Raw genomic sequence first — 15,428 nt, 5'->3', positions numbered from 1 at the left:
GATAGAATGGCTGCAAACAATGTGGCGCCCGAAGTCATCGCCGCCATTACCGCCGCCGTCCAGGCGACGACGGGCAACAAGGTCGTTGCTGTGAGCGTCAAACCCGCCGAGGTCTGGACGCTTGCCAACCGCAGCAGGCGCTGAGCGTCCTGCGGGATAAGAGTATTGTCAATTTTAGCGTTGGAGGAATCACACATGAAAAAGTTCAACATCACGGTCAACGGCACTGCTTATGAAGTTGAGGTTGAGGAAGTGCGCGCTGCGGGTGCTGCTGCGCCCGCTGCGGCACCGAAGGCCGCTGCTCCGGCTGCTGCGCCGAAGGCTGCTGCTCCGGCTGCTCCCGCTGCCGCACCGAAGGCTGCTGCTGCCGGTGAGCGCTCGGTGGACGCACCGATGCCGGGCAAGATTGTTGAGGTCAAGGTCTCGGTCGGTCAGTCGGTCAAGGCAGGCGACACGCTCCTTATCCTCGAGGCCATGAAGATGCAGAACGAGATTGCTGCAGATGCTGACGGCACGGTTAAGGCGATCAATGTCACGGCGGGCCAGTCGGTCAAGGTGCGTGACTCGCTCGTCATCCTTGGCTAATCTGAGAAAGCTTTCTGAAGAGCCTCTGCGGAGGCTCTTTTTGTATCCTTGTCAAGGGCGTTTGAAAATGATAAAATGAACTGGATGCGATTCTGCATCAGCGAAGGGGAGTATATGCGTCTGAAAATCCGTATCCTTGATAAGTATATATTTCGTGAGGTATTCCTGTCTTTTCTCTTTGCCATCTGTGCGTTCTCAGCTGTTTTTATCGGTTCGGGTACGCTTTTTCGTATTGCACAGTACATTACGGACTATGGTGCCTCTCTGCCGTCTGTCATTAAAATCTTTGTGTTCAGTCTGCCCGGCGTCGTCATGTGGACGTTCCCTATGTCGATGCTCCTTGCGAGCCTCCTGACGTTTGGCAGGCTTTCCTCATCGAGTGAGATCACAGCGATGAAGTCATGCGGCATCGGTTTTGGGCGCATCGCTGCCCCCGCGATCCTGCTTGGTTTTGTCGTCAGCGTCGGTGCGGTTCTCTTCAATGAGCACGTTGTGCCGCGCGCAAATACGGCATACCGCAACGTAATCTACTACGAGATCGAGGGCAACTCCGGCATGAAGTCGCAGGAGCACGTCATCATCAAGGAGATCGAGGGCGGGCAGATTAAACGCTTGGTCTATGCGCGTTCCTATGATGCCGAGCAGCAGCATTTGACGGGGGTCAGTCTGCAGATCTTCGGCGCGGACGGCAAGGTGTCTCACGTTGAGAATGCCGAGTATGCCGAGTGGACGGGATCTGAGTGGATCATGCATCAGGGAGATGTTTACGATATCGCGGACGAACATCTTGAGCGGCGCATGCACTTTGAGACACAGGTACTCCCCGTAGAGAAGAATCCGCGGCAGATCATCCGCGAGCAGAAAGCACCCGAGGAAATGACGATGCGGGAGCTGCGGCATCAGATCACGCTCATGCAGACACAGTATGTCAACACGAATAAACTGGAGGCGGAGCTGTACCAGCGCGTCTCCGTCCCCATGGCGAGCCTGATCTTTACGCTGATCGGTGTTCCGCTTGGGCTTCAGCCGACACGCAACTCCTCATCGGCAGGGTTTGCCATGAGCGTTATCATCATTTTTATTTATTATGCACTGATGACCATGGGCAATGCACTTGCGCGCGGCGGGGTACTTCCGCCAATGTTCGCCGTATGGATACCGAATATTGTCGGTATCTTTGCCGGCGGGATTCTGCTGCGCCGTGCATCGCAGTGACAGAAGCACTTGATCGAGCAAAGGGGGGACATCATGTACGGGGTAACACTGATTCTGGTGCTGGCGGTTGTCGGCGGTGTTATCGCCTTCATCGGTGACCGCCTCGGAACGCGCATTGGCAAGAAAAAACTCACAATTTTCGGCTTGCGGCCTCGCCATACAGCAGTGGTCGTCACGATCTTTACGGGCATCTGCATCACGACGGTGACGTTCGGCATCATGGCGGCGGCATCGGAGAATGTGCGTACGGCACTCTTCGGTATGGATCGGCTGAACGCTATGATTGCAGATACGCGTGCGGCACTTGAGACAACGGCGGCGGCTCTCACTGCAGCGGAGGATGCCAAGCAGCAGGCAGATGACGAGCTCGCAAAGTCCGAGGATGAAATTGCAGGACTGCGCAGTGAGCAGGATGATCTGCGTGCGGAGTCGGATCGCCTTTCGGCCGGCAACCGTGCGCTCATGATGGAAAAGGAAGGCCTGATCTCGCTTAATGGGCGTCTTTCGGGGGAGAACGCCAAGCTCCTGACGGATATTGACGAACTCGGCGTGCGTGCGAATGTCCTGCGTGAGAATATCCTGAATCTGCGCGAAGGTAATATTGTCTATCAGGCGGGTGAGATCATCGCGAGCGGCACCATTCCCGCAGGACTGACACATGACGAGGTGGAGCGTGGACTGGCAGGCATTGTCCAGCTCGGCACACGCAATATCTCCACACGGCTCGGGGAAAATCATACAGATCAGGATATATGGATCTATCGTCCTGAGTACGATGCTGCCGTTCGTACCATCACGGAAAGTCCCGTGGAGATGATCGTGCGCATCGTTGCATCGGGAAACCTTGTGCGCGGCGATGAGATTCGCGCAGCCATCGAATTGTATCCAAACCGTACAATTTATCGCAGCGGTGAACTCGTTGCAGCACGTGTCTACGCGCCGGAAGGGCAAGGACCTGCAGCAGAAGCTGCCGTCGTTTCCTTTCTGCGTGAGGTCAATGAGGCAGCATCGGACAAGGGGATTCTTCCCGATCCGATTCGCGGAACCGTTGGCGTAATCGAGGGAGCAGAGTTCTATGGACTGGTGCAGGAGCTGATGTCCCACACGGGCAATGTGGTGCTTTCTGCCTATGCGGCAGGGGATACGGATGCCCTTGGCCCCCTGCGCCTGCGCTTCAAAGTGGAAAGTGAGAGCAGCAGTTGAGCGGCAATATTCTCGCCATCGATCCGGGACGTGAGAAATGCGGCGTTGCTGTCCTTGCGGCGGACGGAACGGTATTGCTGCAGGAGGTCATACCGACAGCGCGGCTTGCCGATGTAACGGGAGCGCTGTTGGAGCGGTATGCGCCGACGGTGATTATGGGCAATGGGACGACAAGCGCGGCGGCAAAGGCATGTGTGGAGGAGCTTGGACATGAAGTCAACCTCGTCGATGAGTACCGAACGACAGACGCGGCCAAGTGTGCCTACTGGGCGGCGCATCCGCCGCGCGGCTGGCGGCGGTTCGTGCCGCGCGGAATGCTCGTGCCGCCCGTACCTGTCGATGACTTTGTCGCCGTTATTCTCGCACAGCGATATTTGACAGTGCTATCTTCATAGAGTAAGATGAAGTTACTGAAGTACTTCTTTAAGGAGAGCAATCATTCATGCCCGATAATATCTTAGCCTTTCTGGCCGCACTCGGCGTTGCACTTTTGGTGACGCCTGTCGTCATTGCGTTTGCCCGCCGCACAGGCGCACTTGACAAACCTGATGCGCGCAAGGTGCATGTGCGCCCCATTCCGCGCATCGGCGGTATTGGAATCTATGCGGCATTCATGGTATCCATCCTCATTCAGCTCACGTTTGTTGACCTTTCGGCTGAGTATATGATGAGCCTCATCGGGCTGATGGCCGGCGGCACGATCATCGTCGCCATCGGCATCATTGATGACTACTGTGATCTGCCGGCGAAAGTGAAGCTGCTCGGGCAGATCGCTGCGGCGGCGGTGGTCGTTATTGGCTTTGATGTACGCATTGATGTGATCACTGACCCGCTCGGCGACTATATCTATCTCGAGTTTCTTGCGATTCCTGCCACGATTTTCTGGATCGTCGGGCTGACGAATACCGTTAATCTCATCGATGGACTCGATGGACTGGCGGCAGGGATTTCCTCCATTGCTGCGGTGACGATTTTCCTCGTCGCCATGGAGGAGGGGATTCCGACGGTCGCCATGGTTACGATTGCTCTGGCGGGTGCTGCCGTTGGCTTCCTTTATTACAACTTTAACCCTGCGCGCATCTTCATGGGGGATACGGGGAGTATGTTCCTTGGCTTCATGCTCGCGGGCATCTCCGTTGTCGGTGCGGTCAAAAGCGCGGCGACCATCGCGCTCATCGTGCCGATTCTCGCCCTTGGACTGCCGATTCTCGACACGACGTTTGCCATCGTGCGGCGCGCACGCAATCATCGCCCGATCTTTAAACCCGACAAGGGGCATCTGCATCACCGCCTCCTCGCCCACGGATTCAGTCAGAAACAGGCGGTGCTGCTCATGTACGTCGTCAGCGCACTGTTCGGCCTGTGTGCACTTGCCTTGACGGCGGTCAGCATGCAGGCGGCGACACTCATTATTCTGATCGTCGCGGCAGCGGTATTCGTCGGCGCACGCAAGCTGGGCATCCTCGGCATGGATGCGCCGCAGAAGTAGCCTGCCCCGCGATCACTTGCGGAACGAGGCGTTCACACGGGGGACACATACGACATTTTATCCTGCTATGCGCAGAGAGGAGCAGAGGAGAATGACCGGCAAAATCAAAGTCATGTCGATCTTTGGCACGCGCCCGGAGGCAATCAAGATGGCGCCTGTCGTCATGGAGCTGGCGCGTCATCCGGAGGAGATTGAGACAAAGACGCTCGTGACGGCACAGCATCGGGAGATGCTCGATCAGGTGCTCCGCCTCTTTCACATTACCCCCGATTATGATCTCAATATCATGGCGGCGGGACAGACTCTCTTTGACATTACAACACGTGCGATGCAGGGCATCAACGAAGTGTTTCAGAAGGATCGCCCCGACCTCGTCCTCGTCCACGGGGATACGACGACGACATTTGCGGGGGCTCTCGCTGCTTTTTACCATCAGATTCCCGTCGGACACGTGGAGGCAGGGCTTCGGACGCACAATATCTATTCGCCCTTTCCCGAGGAGATGAATCGCCGCCTCACAGGCGGCATCGCAACTCTGCACTTTGCGCCTACACCGACGGCACATGATAATCTTGCGGCAGAGGGTGTGCCCGAGCAGCGTGTTTTCGTCACGGGCAATACGGTCATTGATGCTTTGCACCATACGGTACGTTCTGACTATGTCCTTCCGCCCGAGCTTGCCCAGGTAGACTTTGAACATCACCGCGTCCTCCTCATGACGACGCATCGCCGCGAGAACCTCGGCGAGCCGATGCGCCATGTCTACCGCGCCATTCACAACATCGTGGACGAGACGGCGGATGTAGAGGTCGTATTCCCTGTGCACCGCAATCCGAAGGTGCGCGAGATCGTACGTGAGGAACTGGGCGGGCTGGCACACGTCCATCTTATCGACCCGCTCGAGTACGAGCCGTTCGCCAATCTCATGGCACGTGTGGATATTGTTCTCACGGACTCTGGCGGAATTCAGGAGGAAGCTCCCGCGCTTGGCAAGCCTGTGCTCGTCCTGCGCGATACGACGGAGCGTCCTGAAGCAGTGACAGCGGGGACAGTGCATCTCATTGGTACGGCGCAGGAACGTGTCTATGCGGAGACGAAGCGTCTCCTCACGGATCGAGCGGCGTACGCGGAAATGGCGGAGGCAGTCAATCCCTACGGCGATGGGAAGGCGGCGCGCCGCATCATCGAGGCGATTCTCTATCATGCCGGACATATTCACACACCGCCCGAGCCCTTTCGCAGTGCGTGAACAGGCGACAGGTGCGGAGAGGAGGAGCCAATGCGGGAGAAGAAAGACATGCCGTCGGGCATGGCGGATGCCCTGCGCGCTTTTGGACTGCTCTCGGGGGTCGGCATCTACTTTGTCGTCTTTCTCGGCATCTTCCTCTTTCTCGGCCAATGCGCCGATGATTTTCTTGGGACGGGGCGCGTCTGCACCATCACGGGTATCCTCCTCGGCTTTCCCGCCGCGATCTACTCACTCTATCGGCAGCTGAAGTATTTCAAGCTGGTGTAACGCCGTGCGTATGGGACGCACGGCGTTCGGAATTTATGGGAGATATATTGACATGGGGAACAAGACAGTAAACGATGTCATGCAGAAGATGATTGCCTGCTCGGAGGGCAACCTGCATGACATCGCACACTTTATGAAGGTCTATGCCTTTGCCCGCACGATCGGTGTCGCGGAGAATCTCACGCCGACGGAGCAGGAGACCGTGGAGATCGCCGCGATCCTGCACGATATCGCTTGCCCGCTCTGCCGCGAGAAATACGGCAACACGAACGGCAGTCATCAGGAGGAGGAGGGCGGCCCTCTGACGGAGGAGTTCCTCAAGGACATTGAACTCCCTGCGGGGATGGCGGAGCGACTCGTTTACCTCGTCAGTCACCACCATACGTATAACGATGTGGACGGGCGCGACTATCAGATCCTCCTTGAGGCGGATTTCCTCGTCAACGCCGACGAGAGCCACATGGGGGCTGCGGCGATACGCAACTTCCGCGACCACGTATTCAAGACGGCGACGGGGATACATTTGCTCGAGACGATCTACTTGTAAAATAGAAATGACAACGACGCCCCGCAAGGATACCCTTGCGGGGCGTCGTTGTATATTTGTTGGTCCGCTCAGTTCTGCTCTGTCATGGCGGCGGCGAGTGCTGCGCCGAGGGCAGAGCCGGCGTTTTCGAGGATAATCTGGATGTTGACCGCCTCGTCGAGAAGGAGCTTATCGAGTGCGCCGCGCAGATGGTGCGCGACGAGGGGCACCTTTTCATAGACTGAGCCGTCCACGGCGATGAACTGGTTCTCTGCCTTTGTCTCACCCGCGCGGTGACGGATGATGCCCGCGTAGGTCGCGGCGACGATGTGCGCGGAGCGCTGGATCACCGTCCCCGCGAGATCCTGCATGAGTGCACGGTCGGCGGCGGAAAAGGTCATGCCCGTCTTGGACTCGATGATCGCGCCTGCGGCATGGCGGTCGAGGAAGGCGTCTGCCACGATGGCAGAGAGCTCGATGCTCGTGAACGGATACGATGCTCCCTCCTTACCGAGGAGATCGGCGAGTGCCGTGCCATAGAGCATCCCGAGGTAGCGTCCCGATACCATCTTTTCAAGCCGCTGTGCACCGGGCTGTTCGGAACAGGCGTCGATGGCATCATCGTATTTCGAGAAGGGGAGGCGGTTGAAGCCGCCCGACTCCATGTTGACGACCATTGGCTTCTCGCTGCCGTCCGCGAAGTTCTCGAAGTAGCAGGTGTTCTGCCCTGTGGCGTAGATCGAGCCGATGTAGGTGTGCTCGCGCTTATACGCCGCCGCGAGGAGCACGGCAACCGTGTCGTTGATGACGGCGACGGGCACGACGTTCTTCATGCCGCGCCGCATGAGTGCATCTTCGAGGAGATCGTTCACCACCTTGCCCTCGACGCCCTGCGTGGCGAACTCCTTCGTCCATGTGATTAGGCGCGCGTTGCAGAGATTCGTCTGCTCCGAGGGGAAGGAGAAGGTGTGGCCGAGCAGATACTTGGTCTCGTGATCGCCCTCGATTGCCTCGTCGATGATCTCGGCGAGGAAGTCGAACATCTCCTCCGCCGTTGCATCCGCGCAGACGTAGTCGTAGACGCCGGGAAGGGTGAGCGGCTTGGCGACCTTGCTTTCGACCTTATACTTTCCGCTGCCGTCGAGACGGATGCGGAGGGCACGGACGTTCGTCCCACCGAAGTCGAGCGCGAGGAATGTGCCGGTCTCCCTGCCCGTCGGCAGCCCCGCGAACGTGCGGAGCATCCGCAGGCTTGCCCCATTTTTGTGCGCAAGCCCTGCGTGCATCTCGGCGCGAAAATCATCGGCGATGCGGTGCAGCGTGTCGTCGCTCAAGGTGAAGGCGGCTTTGATTTCCTTAAATTTCTTACGATCCAGTCCCATGATTTCCCCCTGTCTTAGGGAAGCACTGATAAATTCAGCACCGCCGTCTTAGCCCATCTTTTTCGCCCTGCCTGTGTCGACAAATCCTCCACATAGCCTCTGCTATGCGTCCGGTTTGTCTCCTTGACAGGACAAAAAATCTGCACTAATCCGACGGACTTCATTTTATCAGCGATTCCCTCAGCAAAAATGATCGAGCATCGCACCGACGCTCGGGAATACCGCGCGCGCCTGTTCCTGAATCGCGGGGCGCGCCGTAGTCAGTGAAAACCCGTCAAATGCCTTCAGCATGGGCAGGTCATTCGTCTCATCACCGATGGCGTAGATCTCCGCATCATCCCAGCCCATGACGCGGAGGAGGGTACGGATGCCCTCGTCCTTGCCGATGCCGGCGGGCGTGATGTCGAGGCTGCACGCGTTCGGAAAGGCATGGATGAGGTCGCCGAGCTTCGCATTCAGTACCTCTGCGCACGCATTGGACTGCTCCGGCTCCGGAAAGCCAAGCGAGAACTGATGGATCTTCGTCAGCCCCGCGATGTCGGATTCCTCAATGTAGGTGATGGGGAAGTCCCACTCCTTTGCCTCGCGCTCGATCCACGAGCCCTCGGAATGGTGGCAGAGGTAGGTCGTCTCTGCCGCCGAGAAGGCGAAGTGGAACGATTTCTGCGCCGTCGGCTCGGCGGCGATTGCCGTCAGCGCACGCGGTGCGATCTCCGCCTGAAACCGTACATTGTCGTCTGTGCCGCGGATGATGCCGCCGTTGTTGCAGACCGTGTAGTCGAATCCAACGCCGTAGGCGCGCAGCTGCGGGACGAGCATCCCGTAGTCGCGTCCCGAGACGACGCCGAATTTATGTCCCGCCGCACGCCAGCGGGCGATGCCCTCCTTCGTCTCGGCGTCGATTTTGCCGCCGCGCAGGAGTGTTCCATCATAGTCGCTTGCTGCTACTTTCATCCGATTTCCTCCTCATAGACGATGGCCTCGAGCGGGCGCAGCGCGTACAGCCGCGCATCCGCATAGTTTCCGATGAGGCGCGTTCCGCGCAGGAGCTCTGCGGGGAGCGGTGCCTGCTCTGTCGTAAAGTTGACCGCTGTGACCGTGCGGCGGTTCCCCTCCGTCCGCGCAAACGCATAGATCTGTTCGTTGTCCTTCAGCAGTTCCTCGTACTTGCCGCGCAGCAGGAGCGGATGTTCCGTCCGCAGGCGGATGAGTTTCTTGTAGTAGGCGAGAACGGAGTCCGCATCCTTTTCCTCTGCTGCCGCGTTGACAACGGGATAGTTCTCATTGACAGGCAGCCATGGTGTGCCCGTCGTAAAGCCCGCATGTGCGGAGCCATTCCACTGCATTGGTGTGCGCGCGTTGTCGCGGCTGTTGAAATGGACGAAGGACAGTGCCTCGGTGGGGGAATATCCCTCCGCACGCGCCAGTTCGTACTGTCCGTGCGAGGAGATGTCGTCGTAGTCGGAGATGCTGTCCCATGCGACGTTCGTCATGCCGAGCTCCTCACCCTCGTAGATGAAGGGCGTGCCGCGCAGGGTGAGAAGCACTGTGGCGAGTGCCTTTGCTCCGAGGACGGGGTCGGCGTCCTCGGGGAGAAAGTAGTTCACCGAGCGCGCACGGTCGTGGTTCTCGAAGTAGATCGGGCACCAGCCCTCGCGGGCGACTCCCGCCTGACTTGCGGAGAGCGCCGCCTTGAGCTTTGTCAGCTTCCACGGCCGCATGTTGCACCATGTCTCGCCGCTTTCGTAGGGGACGAGGACATGGGCAAACTCAAAGAGCATTGAGAACACACCGTTTTCGCCGACCCAGTCGGAGAGTTCTGCTGGGCTGACACCGTTTGCCTCACCGACGGTGAAGATGTCGTGTCCGTCAAATACCTCGCGGCGGAACTCATGGAGGAAGTCCAGAATGCCGGGCGTATTGACCGTCATCGTGTGGACGCTCACCATGCCGTCTGCCGCATCGGGCGTGCCGTCGGTGAAGACGGCGGGTTTCTTGATGTAGGTGATCGCGTCGATGCGGAATCCGCCGACGCCCTTGTCGAGCCAAAAGTTCGCGGCGCGGTAGAGAGCGGCGCGTACCTCCGGGTTCTCCCAGTTGAGATCGGGCTGCGCCTCAGCAAAGGTGTGCAGGTAGTACTGTCCGCGCTCGGGGCAGTACGTCCACGCAGAGCCGCCGAAGATGCCGCGCCAGTTCGTCGGCGCACTGCCGTCCTCCTTCGGGTCGCGCCAGATGTACCAGTCGCTCTTTTCGTTGGTTCGGCTGGAGCGTGACTTCAGGAACCACGGATGCTGATCGGAGCTGTGGTTGTAGACGAGATCCATGATGATGCGGATGCCGCGCTCCTTTGCGCCTGCGATCAGCTCCTCCATCTGGCGCATTGAGCCGAAGGCAGGGTTGATTCCCGTGTAGTCGCTGATATCGTAGCCGTTGTCCACCATGGGTGACGGGTAGACGGGCGTGAGCCAGACGGCACCCACACCGAGCTCCTTCAGATAGTCGAGCTTTTCCGTGATGCCGTGCAGGTCGCCCGTACCGCTGCCCGTGGTATCGTTGAAGCTCTTGGGGTAGATTTGGTAGACGGCAGTGTTCTGCCACCATTTGTACTCATTCATCGCAGACCCTTTCCTTCCCCTATTTTCCTATTGTCGAGACGCCGTGTTGTTGTCAAGCCCGTAAGCGAACCCTAGAACGTCAGCACGGGCGTCTCGCCTGCCTTTGCATCCATGCCCGTATGCTTCTTCATGAGCGGGTACTCGCCGGAGTTCGTCACCGCCATGATGACCGTATCCTGATAGCCAGCCTCGTGAATCACCGTGCGGTCGAACGTTACGAGCGGCGTTCCTGCCTTTACCTGGTCCCCCATCGCGACGTGCAGGTCAAATCCCTTGCCCTCGAGCTTTACCGTGTCCACACCGATGTGGATGAGCATCTCTGCACCGTTGCTCATGCGCAGACCCACTGCGTGGCGGCTGCCCTCCATGACCATCGTTACCTCGGCGTCTGCCGGCGCAACGACGACGCCTTCCGTCGGCTCAACGGCAACCCCGTCGCCCATCATCTTCTGCGAGAACATTTCGTCCTTGACTTCGCTCATGTCGATGACATGTCCCGTCGTGACCGCGTTGATCGCGACGGATTTCTCCGTGCCGACCGCCGTCTCTGCCGCATTCGATGCGGGTGCGGTGAGCAGTGCCTCGAACCGCTCGCGGATCTGCGGCACCGAGAGTCCGACAATGACTTGGAATGCGTGACCGTTGCGCACCAGGCCGTGTGCTCCTGCATCCGTAAAGGCGGCAATCGGCGCAACGCGCTCAGGGTCGCTGACCGTGACGCGCAGACGCGTTGCACAGTTCGTTACATCGACGATGTTCGACGGACCGCCGAGTCCTTCGAGGAATGCCTTTGCCTTTACGTCGCGTTCATCGAGCTTCATGCTCGGGGCGGCGGCACCGTCTGCGGCAGCGCCCGCCTGTTTTGCCTTGTAGTCCGCCTTTGTAAAGAGCTTGTCCTCCAGCGCATCATCTGTGCGGCCCGGCGTCTTGTAGTCCTTGTGGATGATGACCCAGCGGAATACAAAGAAGTAGATGGCGGTGAAGCACAGCCCGATGACGATCTGCGTGATGTACTCCGTATAGTGATATGGGAAGAGCGGAATCCAGTTCTGCACGAATGCGTCGATCAGACCGCCGCCGAAGTTCCCCGACAGTCCGAAGGAGTAGAGGGTTGCCGACAGTGTTGCCGAGAGCAGTGCGTGAATCAGATAGAGCAGAGGAGCGACAAAGAGGAAGGTGAACTCCAGCGGCTCCGTGATACCGCAGAGCATCGCCGTAATCGTCGCGGGGATGAGAAGCGCCGCCGTCTTTTTCTTCTTCTCGGGCTTGGCGCAGACATAGATCGCGAGTGCCGCACCCGGCAGGCCAAACACCTTGCCGCTGCCGTGGAGGGCAAAGCCGCCCTCGGGAAAGAGCTCGCGCAGACTCTGCGCGCTCGTCATGAAGTCATTGATATGTCCGAGCCAGTATGCTTGAATGCCGCCGTCCACAATCGCGGGGCCGTACATGAAGGGCAGATAGATGAAGTGATGCAGACCGGCGGGCAGGAGGATTTTCTCCGAGAACGTGTATGCCCAGACACCGACGATGCCGCTGGTTTTGAGGAAAAATTGGAAGTGCTCGATGGCGTGCTGGATGGCAGGCCAGACAAAGCAGAAAATGAGTGCCATCGGAATCATCACGACGAAGCCGATCGCGACGACGAACGCAGGCCCCTTGAAGATGCCGAGCCAGTCCGGAATGTCCGTATCATAGAAGTGATTGTGCAGGAACGCCGTGCAGCAGGCGATGAAGATCGCACCGAGCATGCCCATGTCGAGCGTCTTGATGTTGGCGATCATCGCAAGCCCCGTGCCGGGACCTGCCGCCTGACTGTAGTCCACGCCGAACACATCCGCATGGAGCGTCAGGAAACCTGCGATGAAATAGTTGAACAGCATATAGATGACGAACGATTCCATCGCACAGCGTGCCGGCTCCTTTTTGGCAAAGCCGATCGGCACGGCAATGGCGAAGAGGATCGGCATCTGGGCGAAGACCGTCCACGCACCCTGCTCGACCACATACCAGAAATCATACCAGACCGTACCCTGCGCGGCGATGCTGCCGAGCAGCCCTGTGTTTTTGCACACGATGGACACCGCCACCGTGAGACCGAAGAATGCAAACAGAATGACGGGCGTATACATTGCGCCGCCGAACCGCTGCATGTTCTGCATAATGACATCCTTGCTGAGTGTCATGTGCCTTCTCCTCCTTAAGCTCATTCCTCAACGGCATAAAAATGTTATCTTTACGATAATGCAAAAATGCCGCAAAAGCAATAGCTTCGCGGCATTTAGGAGAGATGTACAGAGGTCGTACCGAAGTACATGGTGTGAAATTTGTTACATCACTGTGCACTCCTCGGCATAGAGCCGATAGTGGACGTACCAGATCTCGAGCAGAAGGAAATAGGCGAGCATTGACTTGAACTGGAGACGCGCCTCATTCTCGGGCAGGTTGAACTCTGCGGGCATGACGTAGAGGTTCTCCGTGGAGCGGCTGGCGAGCGTGTTGCGGCGCATCTCCGTGATGGAGAGGACGGGGATGCCCTTCAGGTTCAGCTGCTCGGCAAATTCCACCGTGCGCGCCGACTCGCCCGAGAGCGAGATGAAGATGAAAAGATCGTCGGGACCCGCTGCCTGATAGACGGAGTAGAACTCCTCACGCCCTGCGATTTCGTAGATGAAGATATTGTCATAGAAAAAGAGCCGTTTCAGTTCCTGCATTACGTTCGTCTGTACGTAGCCCGAAGCGTAGCCAAAGACGCGGTGCGCTCCCCTTATGAGACGGCTTGCCCGCGTGTAGTCACGCTGCATCAGGGCACGCCACGTCTGATCGTAGAAGCCGCTGAGCGCCGAACGTACATCCTGCGGCGGTACAGCGGCAGGAGCTGCCTCCATGCGCATGACCGCCTTCATCTCACCGAACCCGTCAAAGCCGAGCTTCTGTGCAAAGCGCACGACCGATGCACTCGAGACAGCACATGCGCGTGCCAGCTCATGAATGGACGCACGGCTCGCCGCTGTTCGGTTGGCATCGATGTAGCGCCAGATACTGCGGTCTGTCTCACTCAGTTCACGCAGGTGTTCGTTGATTCGTTCCGTGAGCATGGCGTGCTCCTTTCGTGTTCACACGTTTTTTTCATTATAGCATAAACGGCACCTGCCGTGTGCCTCTTTGTTGCGCTCTGCATTGCTCTTTGTTATAATGAGAACATTATATCGAATGGAGAGGGGCGATGAATTGATACGGCTGATTTTTTCAGATATGGATGGAACGCTCTTGGATGAGAATGGGCGGCTGCCGGAGGAGTTCGGCGATCTCTATGCACAGCTGAAGGAGCGGGGCATCCGCTTTGCCCCCGCATCGGGACGGCAGTATGCATCGCTCCGGCGAACGTTCGCTCCGTGGAAGGACGAGCTGATCTTCATCGCGGAGAACGGGACGATGGTGATGGAGGGCGGCAGGGAGCTCTTTTCAAGCGAGATTGAGCGGACGCTTGTGCTCGATGGCCTGCGGACGGGCATGGAGATCCCCGGCGTGCAAATGGTCATGTGCGGGAAAAAGAGGGGCTACATATTGTCGCGCGACAATGTACCGGCATTTCGTCGTGAGCTGGATCAGTACGTAACGGTGTCGTCGGTCGTAGAGGACTTTGCCGGTGTGGACGATGTGCTGATAAAAATGTCGTTCTGTGATCTCACAGGACAGGCAGAGGACTCTATACTGCCGACGATGCAGCAGTACAGAGACCGCCTGCAGGTCACGCTCTCGAGTACGAAGTGGGTGGATCTCTTTAACCGCGGTGTCAGCAAGGGAACAGCCGTTGCGCAGCTTCAGCGGCAGCTCGGCATTGCGCCCGGGGAATGTGCGGCATTCGGCGACTACGACAACGACCTTGAGCTGATGGATGCCGTGCAGTACAGCTTCGCGATGGAGAACGCCCTGCCGGCCGTTAAGGAACGCGCGCGCTACCGTGCGCCGAGCAATCGCGAACACGGCGTGATAGAGGTCTGCGAGCGCATTCTCGCGGGGGAGTTTGACTGAGGTATAATATGCGCTTTGACTATCACATGCATCTCGAGTACGGCTCGTACGACGAGGACTATGCAGAGGGGTTCTTCCGTGCGGCAGAGCAGCGCGGCGTCCATGAGATCGGCTTTTCGGAGCACTCCCATACCTTCCCCGAGTTCGAGCAGCTCTACTATGATGATCTTATCTTGGACGACAGCGCCGTGGGGCAATTTCAGCGGAAGTGGCTGAAAAAGAACAAATTTAAGTACACGCTTGACGAATATTTTTCCTTTATTGAGAAACTGAAGAAAAAGCACAAGGTGCTGGCGGGCATTGAGGTCTGCAATTTCCGCGATCAGGCAGCGGTCGAAAAAATCCTCTCCGCCTATCCGTTTGACTATGTGATCGGCTCGGTGCACTTTCTGCACGGCTGGGCGTACGATACAGAGGCGATCAAAGCGGAGTGGGAGAATCATCCGCTGACGGAGATCTACGAGTGGTACACGGAGGAAGCAGAGCATCTCGCAGCGGCACATCTCTACGACGTGCTCGGGCATCCGTTCAACATCCGCCTGTACCGCCATTTCCCGACGTTCGATGTGTCACCGTATCTCGAGCGCGCGGCAGCGGCAATGGCGGCAGCGGATATGATCGTCGATCTCAACACGGGGACGTACTATCGCTATCCTGTGCATGAGTTCTCACCATATCCGGATTTTATGCGCGCGGCGCGCGCACACCGCCTGCCGCTCATTACGACATCGGATGCACATAAGCCTGAGGACTGCGCACGCTACAATGAGGAAGCAGTGCAGTATGCCCGTTCTTTTGGCTATACGGAGCAGATTCACTTTACAGGCGGGCGCACGCGTGAGAACGTCCCGCTGACATGATGCGC

The 15,428-nt window shown here is 58.1% G+C and carries 17 protein-coding genes; 11 read left to right on the top strand and 6 right to left on the bottom strand.

Features of this window, described 5'->3' with window-relative positions:
* The first annotated feature begins 6 nt into the window (after positions 1 to 6).
* From HMPREF0908_RS11020 to HMPREF0908_RS04275, 9 genes are all read left to right on the top strand, one after another.
* Entirely contained in the window at positions 7 to 144 is a 138-nt protein-coding gene (locus HMPREF0908_RS11020; protein ID WP_006690222.1) for a hypothetical protein, read from the top strand.
* 51 nt (positions 145 to 195) lie between these two features.
* Positions 196 to 585, top strand: a complete 390-nt coding sequence (locus HMPREF0908_RS04310) for a biotin/lipoyl-containing protein (protein WP_006690221.1) — start codon at positions 196 to 198, stop codon at positions 583 to 585.
* A 114-nt stretch (positions 586 to 699) separates the two neighbouring features.
* Entirely contained in the window at positions 700 to 1,800 is a 1,101-nt protein-coding gene (locus HMPREF0908_RS04305) for an LptF/LptG family permease (protein WP_040572522.1), read from the top strand.
* 33 nt (positions 1,801 to 1,833) lie between these two features.
* The gene (locus HMPREF0908_RS04300) at positions 1,834 to 3,003 is read left to right on the top strand and encodes a DUF3084 domain-containing protein (protein ID WP_040572410.1); all 1,170 of its coding nucleotides are present in this window, start codon (positions 1,834 to 1,836) and stop codon (positions 3,001 to 3,003) included.
* Complete coding sequence (locus HMPREF0908_RS04295; protein ID WP_006690218.1) at positions 3,000 to 3,398, top strand: RuvC family protein; 399 nt, start codon at positions 3,000 to 3,002, stop codon at positions 3,396 to 3,398. The genes HMPREF0908_RS04300 and HMPREF0908_RS04295 overlap by 4 nt, the downstream gene beginning before the upstream one ends.
* 47 nt (positions 3,399 to 3,445) lie before the next feature.
* Entirely contained in the window at positions 3,446 to 4,492 is a 1,047-nt protein-coding gene (locus HMPREF0908_RS04290) for a glycosyltransferase family 4 protein (protein ID WP_006690217.1), read from the top strand.
* 91 nt (positions 4,493 to 4,583) lie between these two features.
* The gene (wecB, locus tag HMPREF0908_RS04285; RefSeq protein ID WP_040572409.1) at positions 4,584 to 5,741 is read left to right on the top strand and encodes a non-hydrolyzing UDP-N-acetylglucosamine 2-epimerase; all 1,158 of its coding nucleotides are present in this window, start codon (positions 4,584 to 4,586) and stop codon (positions 5,739 to 5,741) included.
* Between the two features lie 30 nt (positions 5,742 to 5,771).
* A complete protein-coding gene (locus HMPREF0908_RS04280; protein ID WP_006690215.1) occupies positions 5,772 to 6,008 on the top strand; it encodes an AtpZ/AtpI family protein in 237 nt (78 codons plus the stop codon).
* 52 nt (positions 6,009 to 6,060) lie between these two features.
* Complete coding sequence (locus HMPREF0908_RS04275) at positions 6,061 to 6,555, top strand: HD domain-containing protein (protein WP_040572408.1); 495 nt, start codon at positions 6,061 to 6,063, stop codon at positions 6,553 to 6,555.
* A 68-nt stretch (positions 6,556 to 6,623) separates the two neighbouring features.
* Here HMPREF0908_RS04275 and HMPREF0908_RS04270 read toward each other — a convergent pair whose 3' ends face one another.
* From HMPREF0908_RS04270 to HMPREF0908_RS04250, 6 genes are all read right to left on the bottom strand, one after another.
* Complete coding sequence (locus HMPREF0908_RS04270) at positions 6,624 to 7,916, bottom strand: hexokinase family protein (protein WP_006690213.1); 1,293 nt, start codon at positions 7,914 to 7,916, stop codon at positions 6,624 to 6,626.
* Between the two features lie 14 nt (positions 7,917 to 7,930).
* A complete protein-coding gene (locus tag HMPREF0908_RS11215; protein ID WP_071585452.1) occupies positions 7,931 to 8,080 on the bottom strand; it encodes a secretion protein HlyD in 150 nt (49 codons plus the stop codon).
* Between the two features lie 16 nt (positions 8,081 to 8,096).
* On the bottom strand, positions 8,097 to 8,870 hold the full coding sequence (locus tag HMPREF0908_RS04265) for an HAD-IIB family hydrolase (protein WP_006690211.1): 774 nt from the start codon (positions 8,868 to 8,870) through the stop codon (positions 8,097 to 8,099).
* On the bottom strand, positions 8,867 to 10,531 hold the full coding sequence (locus HMPREF0908_RS04260) for an alpha-glucosidase (RefSeq protein ID WP_006690210.1): 1,665 nt from the start codon (positions 10,529 to 10,531) through the stop codon (positions 8,867 to 8,869). The genes HMPREF0908_RS04265 and HMPREF0908_RS04260 overlap by 4 nt, the downstream gene beginning before the upstream one ends.
* 71 nt (positions 10,532 to 10,602) lie before the next feature.
* Complete coding sequence (locus tag HMPREF0908_RS04255; protein ID WP_006690209.1) at positions 10,603 to 12,714, bottom strand: alpha-glucoside-specific PTS transporter subunit IIBC; 2,112 nt, start codon at positions 12,712 to 12,714, stop codon at positions 10,603 to 10,605.
* 144 nt (positions 12,715 to 12,858) lie between these two features.
* The gene (locus tag HMPREF0908_RS04250) at positions 12,859 to 13,626 is read right to left on the bottom strand and encodes a MurR/RpiR family transcriptional regulator (protein WP_006690208.1); all 768 of its coding nucleotides are present in this window, start codon (positions 13,624 to 13,626) and stop codon (positions 12,859 to 12,861) included.
* Positions 13,627 to 13,759: 133 nt separating this feature from the next.
* Here HMPREF0908_RS04250 and HMPREF0908_RS04245 point away from each other — a divergent pair, with 133 nt between their 5' ends.
* A complete protein-coding gene (locus HMPREF0908_RS04245; protein WP_040572407.1) occupies positions 13,760 to 14,563 on the top strand; it encodes a Cof-type HAD-IIB family hydrolase in 804 nt (267 codons plus the stop codon).
* Positions 14,564 to 14,571: 8 nt separating this feature from the next.
* The gene (locus HMPREF0908_RS04240) at positions 14,572 to 15,423 is read left to right on the top strand and encodes a histidinol-phosphatase (protein WP_006690206.1); all 852 of its coding nucleotides are present in this window, start codon (positions 14,572 to 14,574) and stop codon (positions 15,421 to 15,423) included.
* Positions 15,424 to 15,428 lie beyond the last annotated feature (5 nt).

Origin of the sequence: Centipeda flueggei ATCC 43531, assembly GCF_000160695.1 — a bacterium.
Classification (GTDB): Bacteria; Bacillota; Negativicutes; order Selenomonadales; family Selenomonadaceae; genus Centipeda; species Centipeda flueggei.
This window is presented reverse-complemented; position numbering and strand designations above follow the sequence as displayed.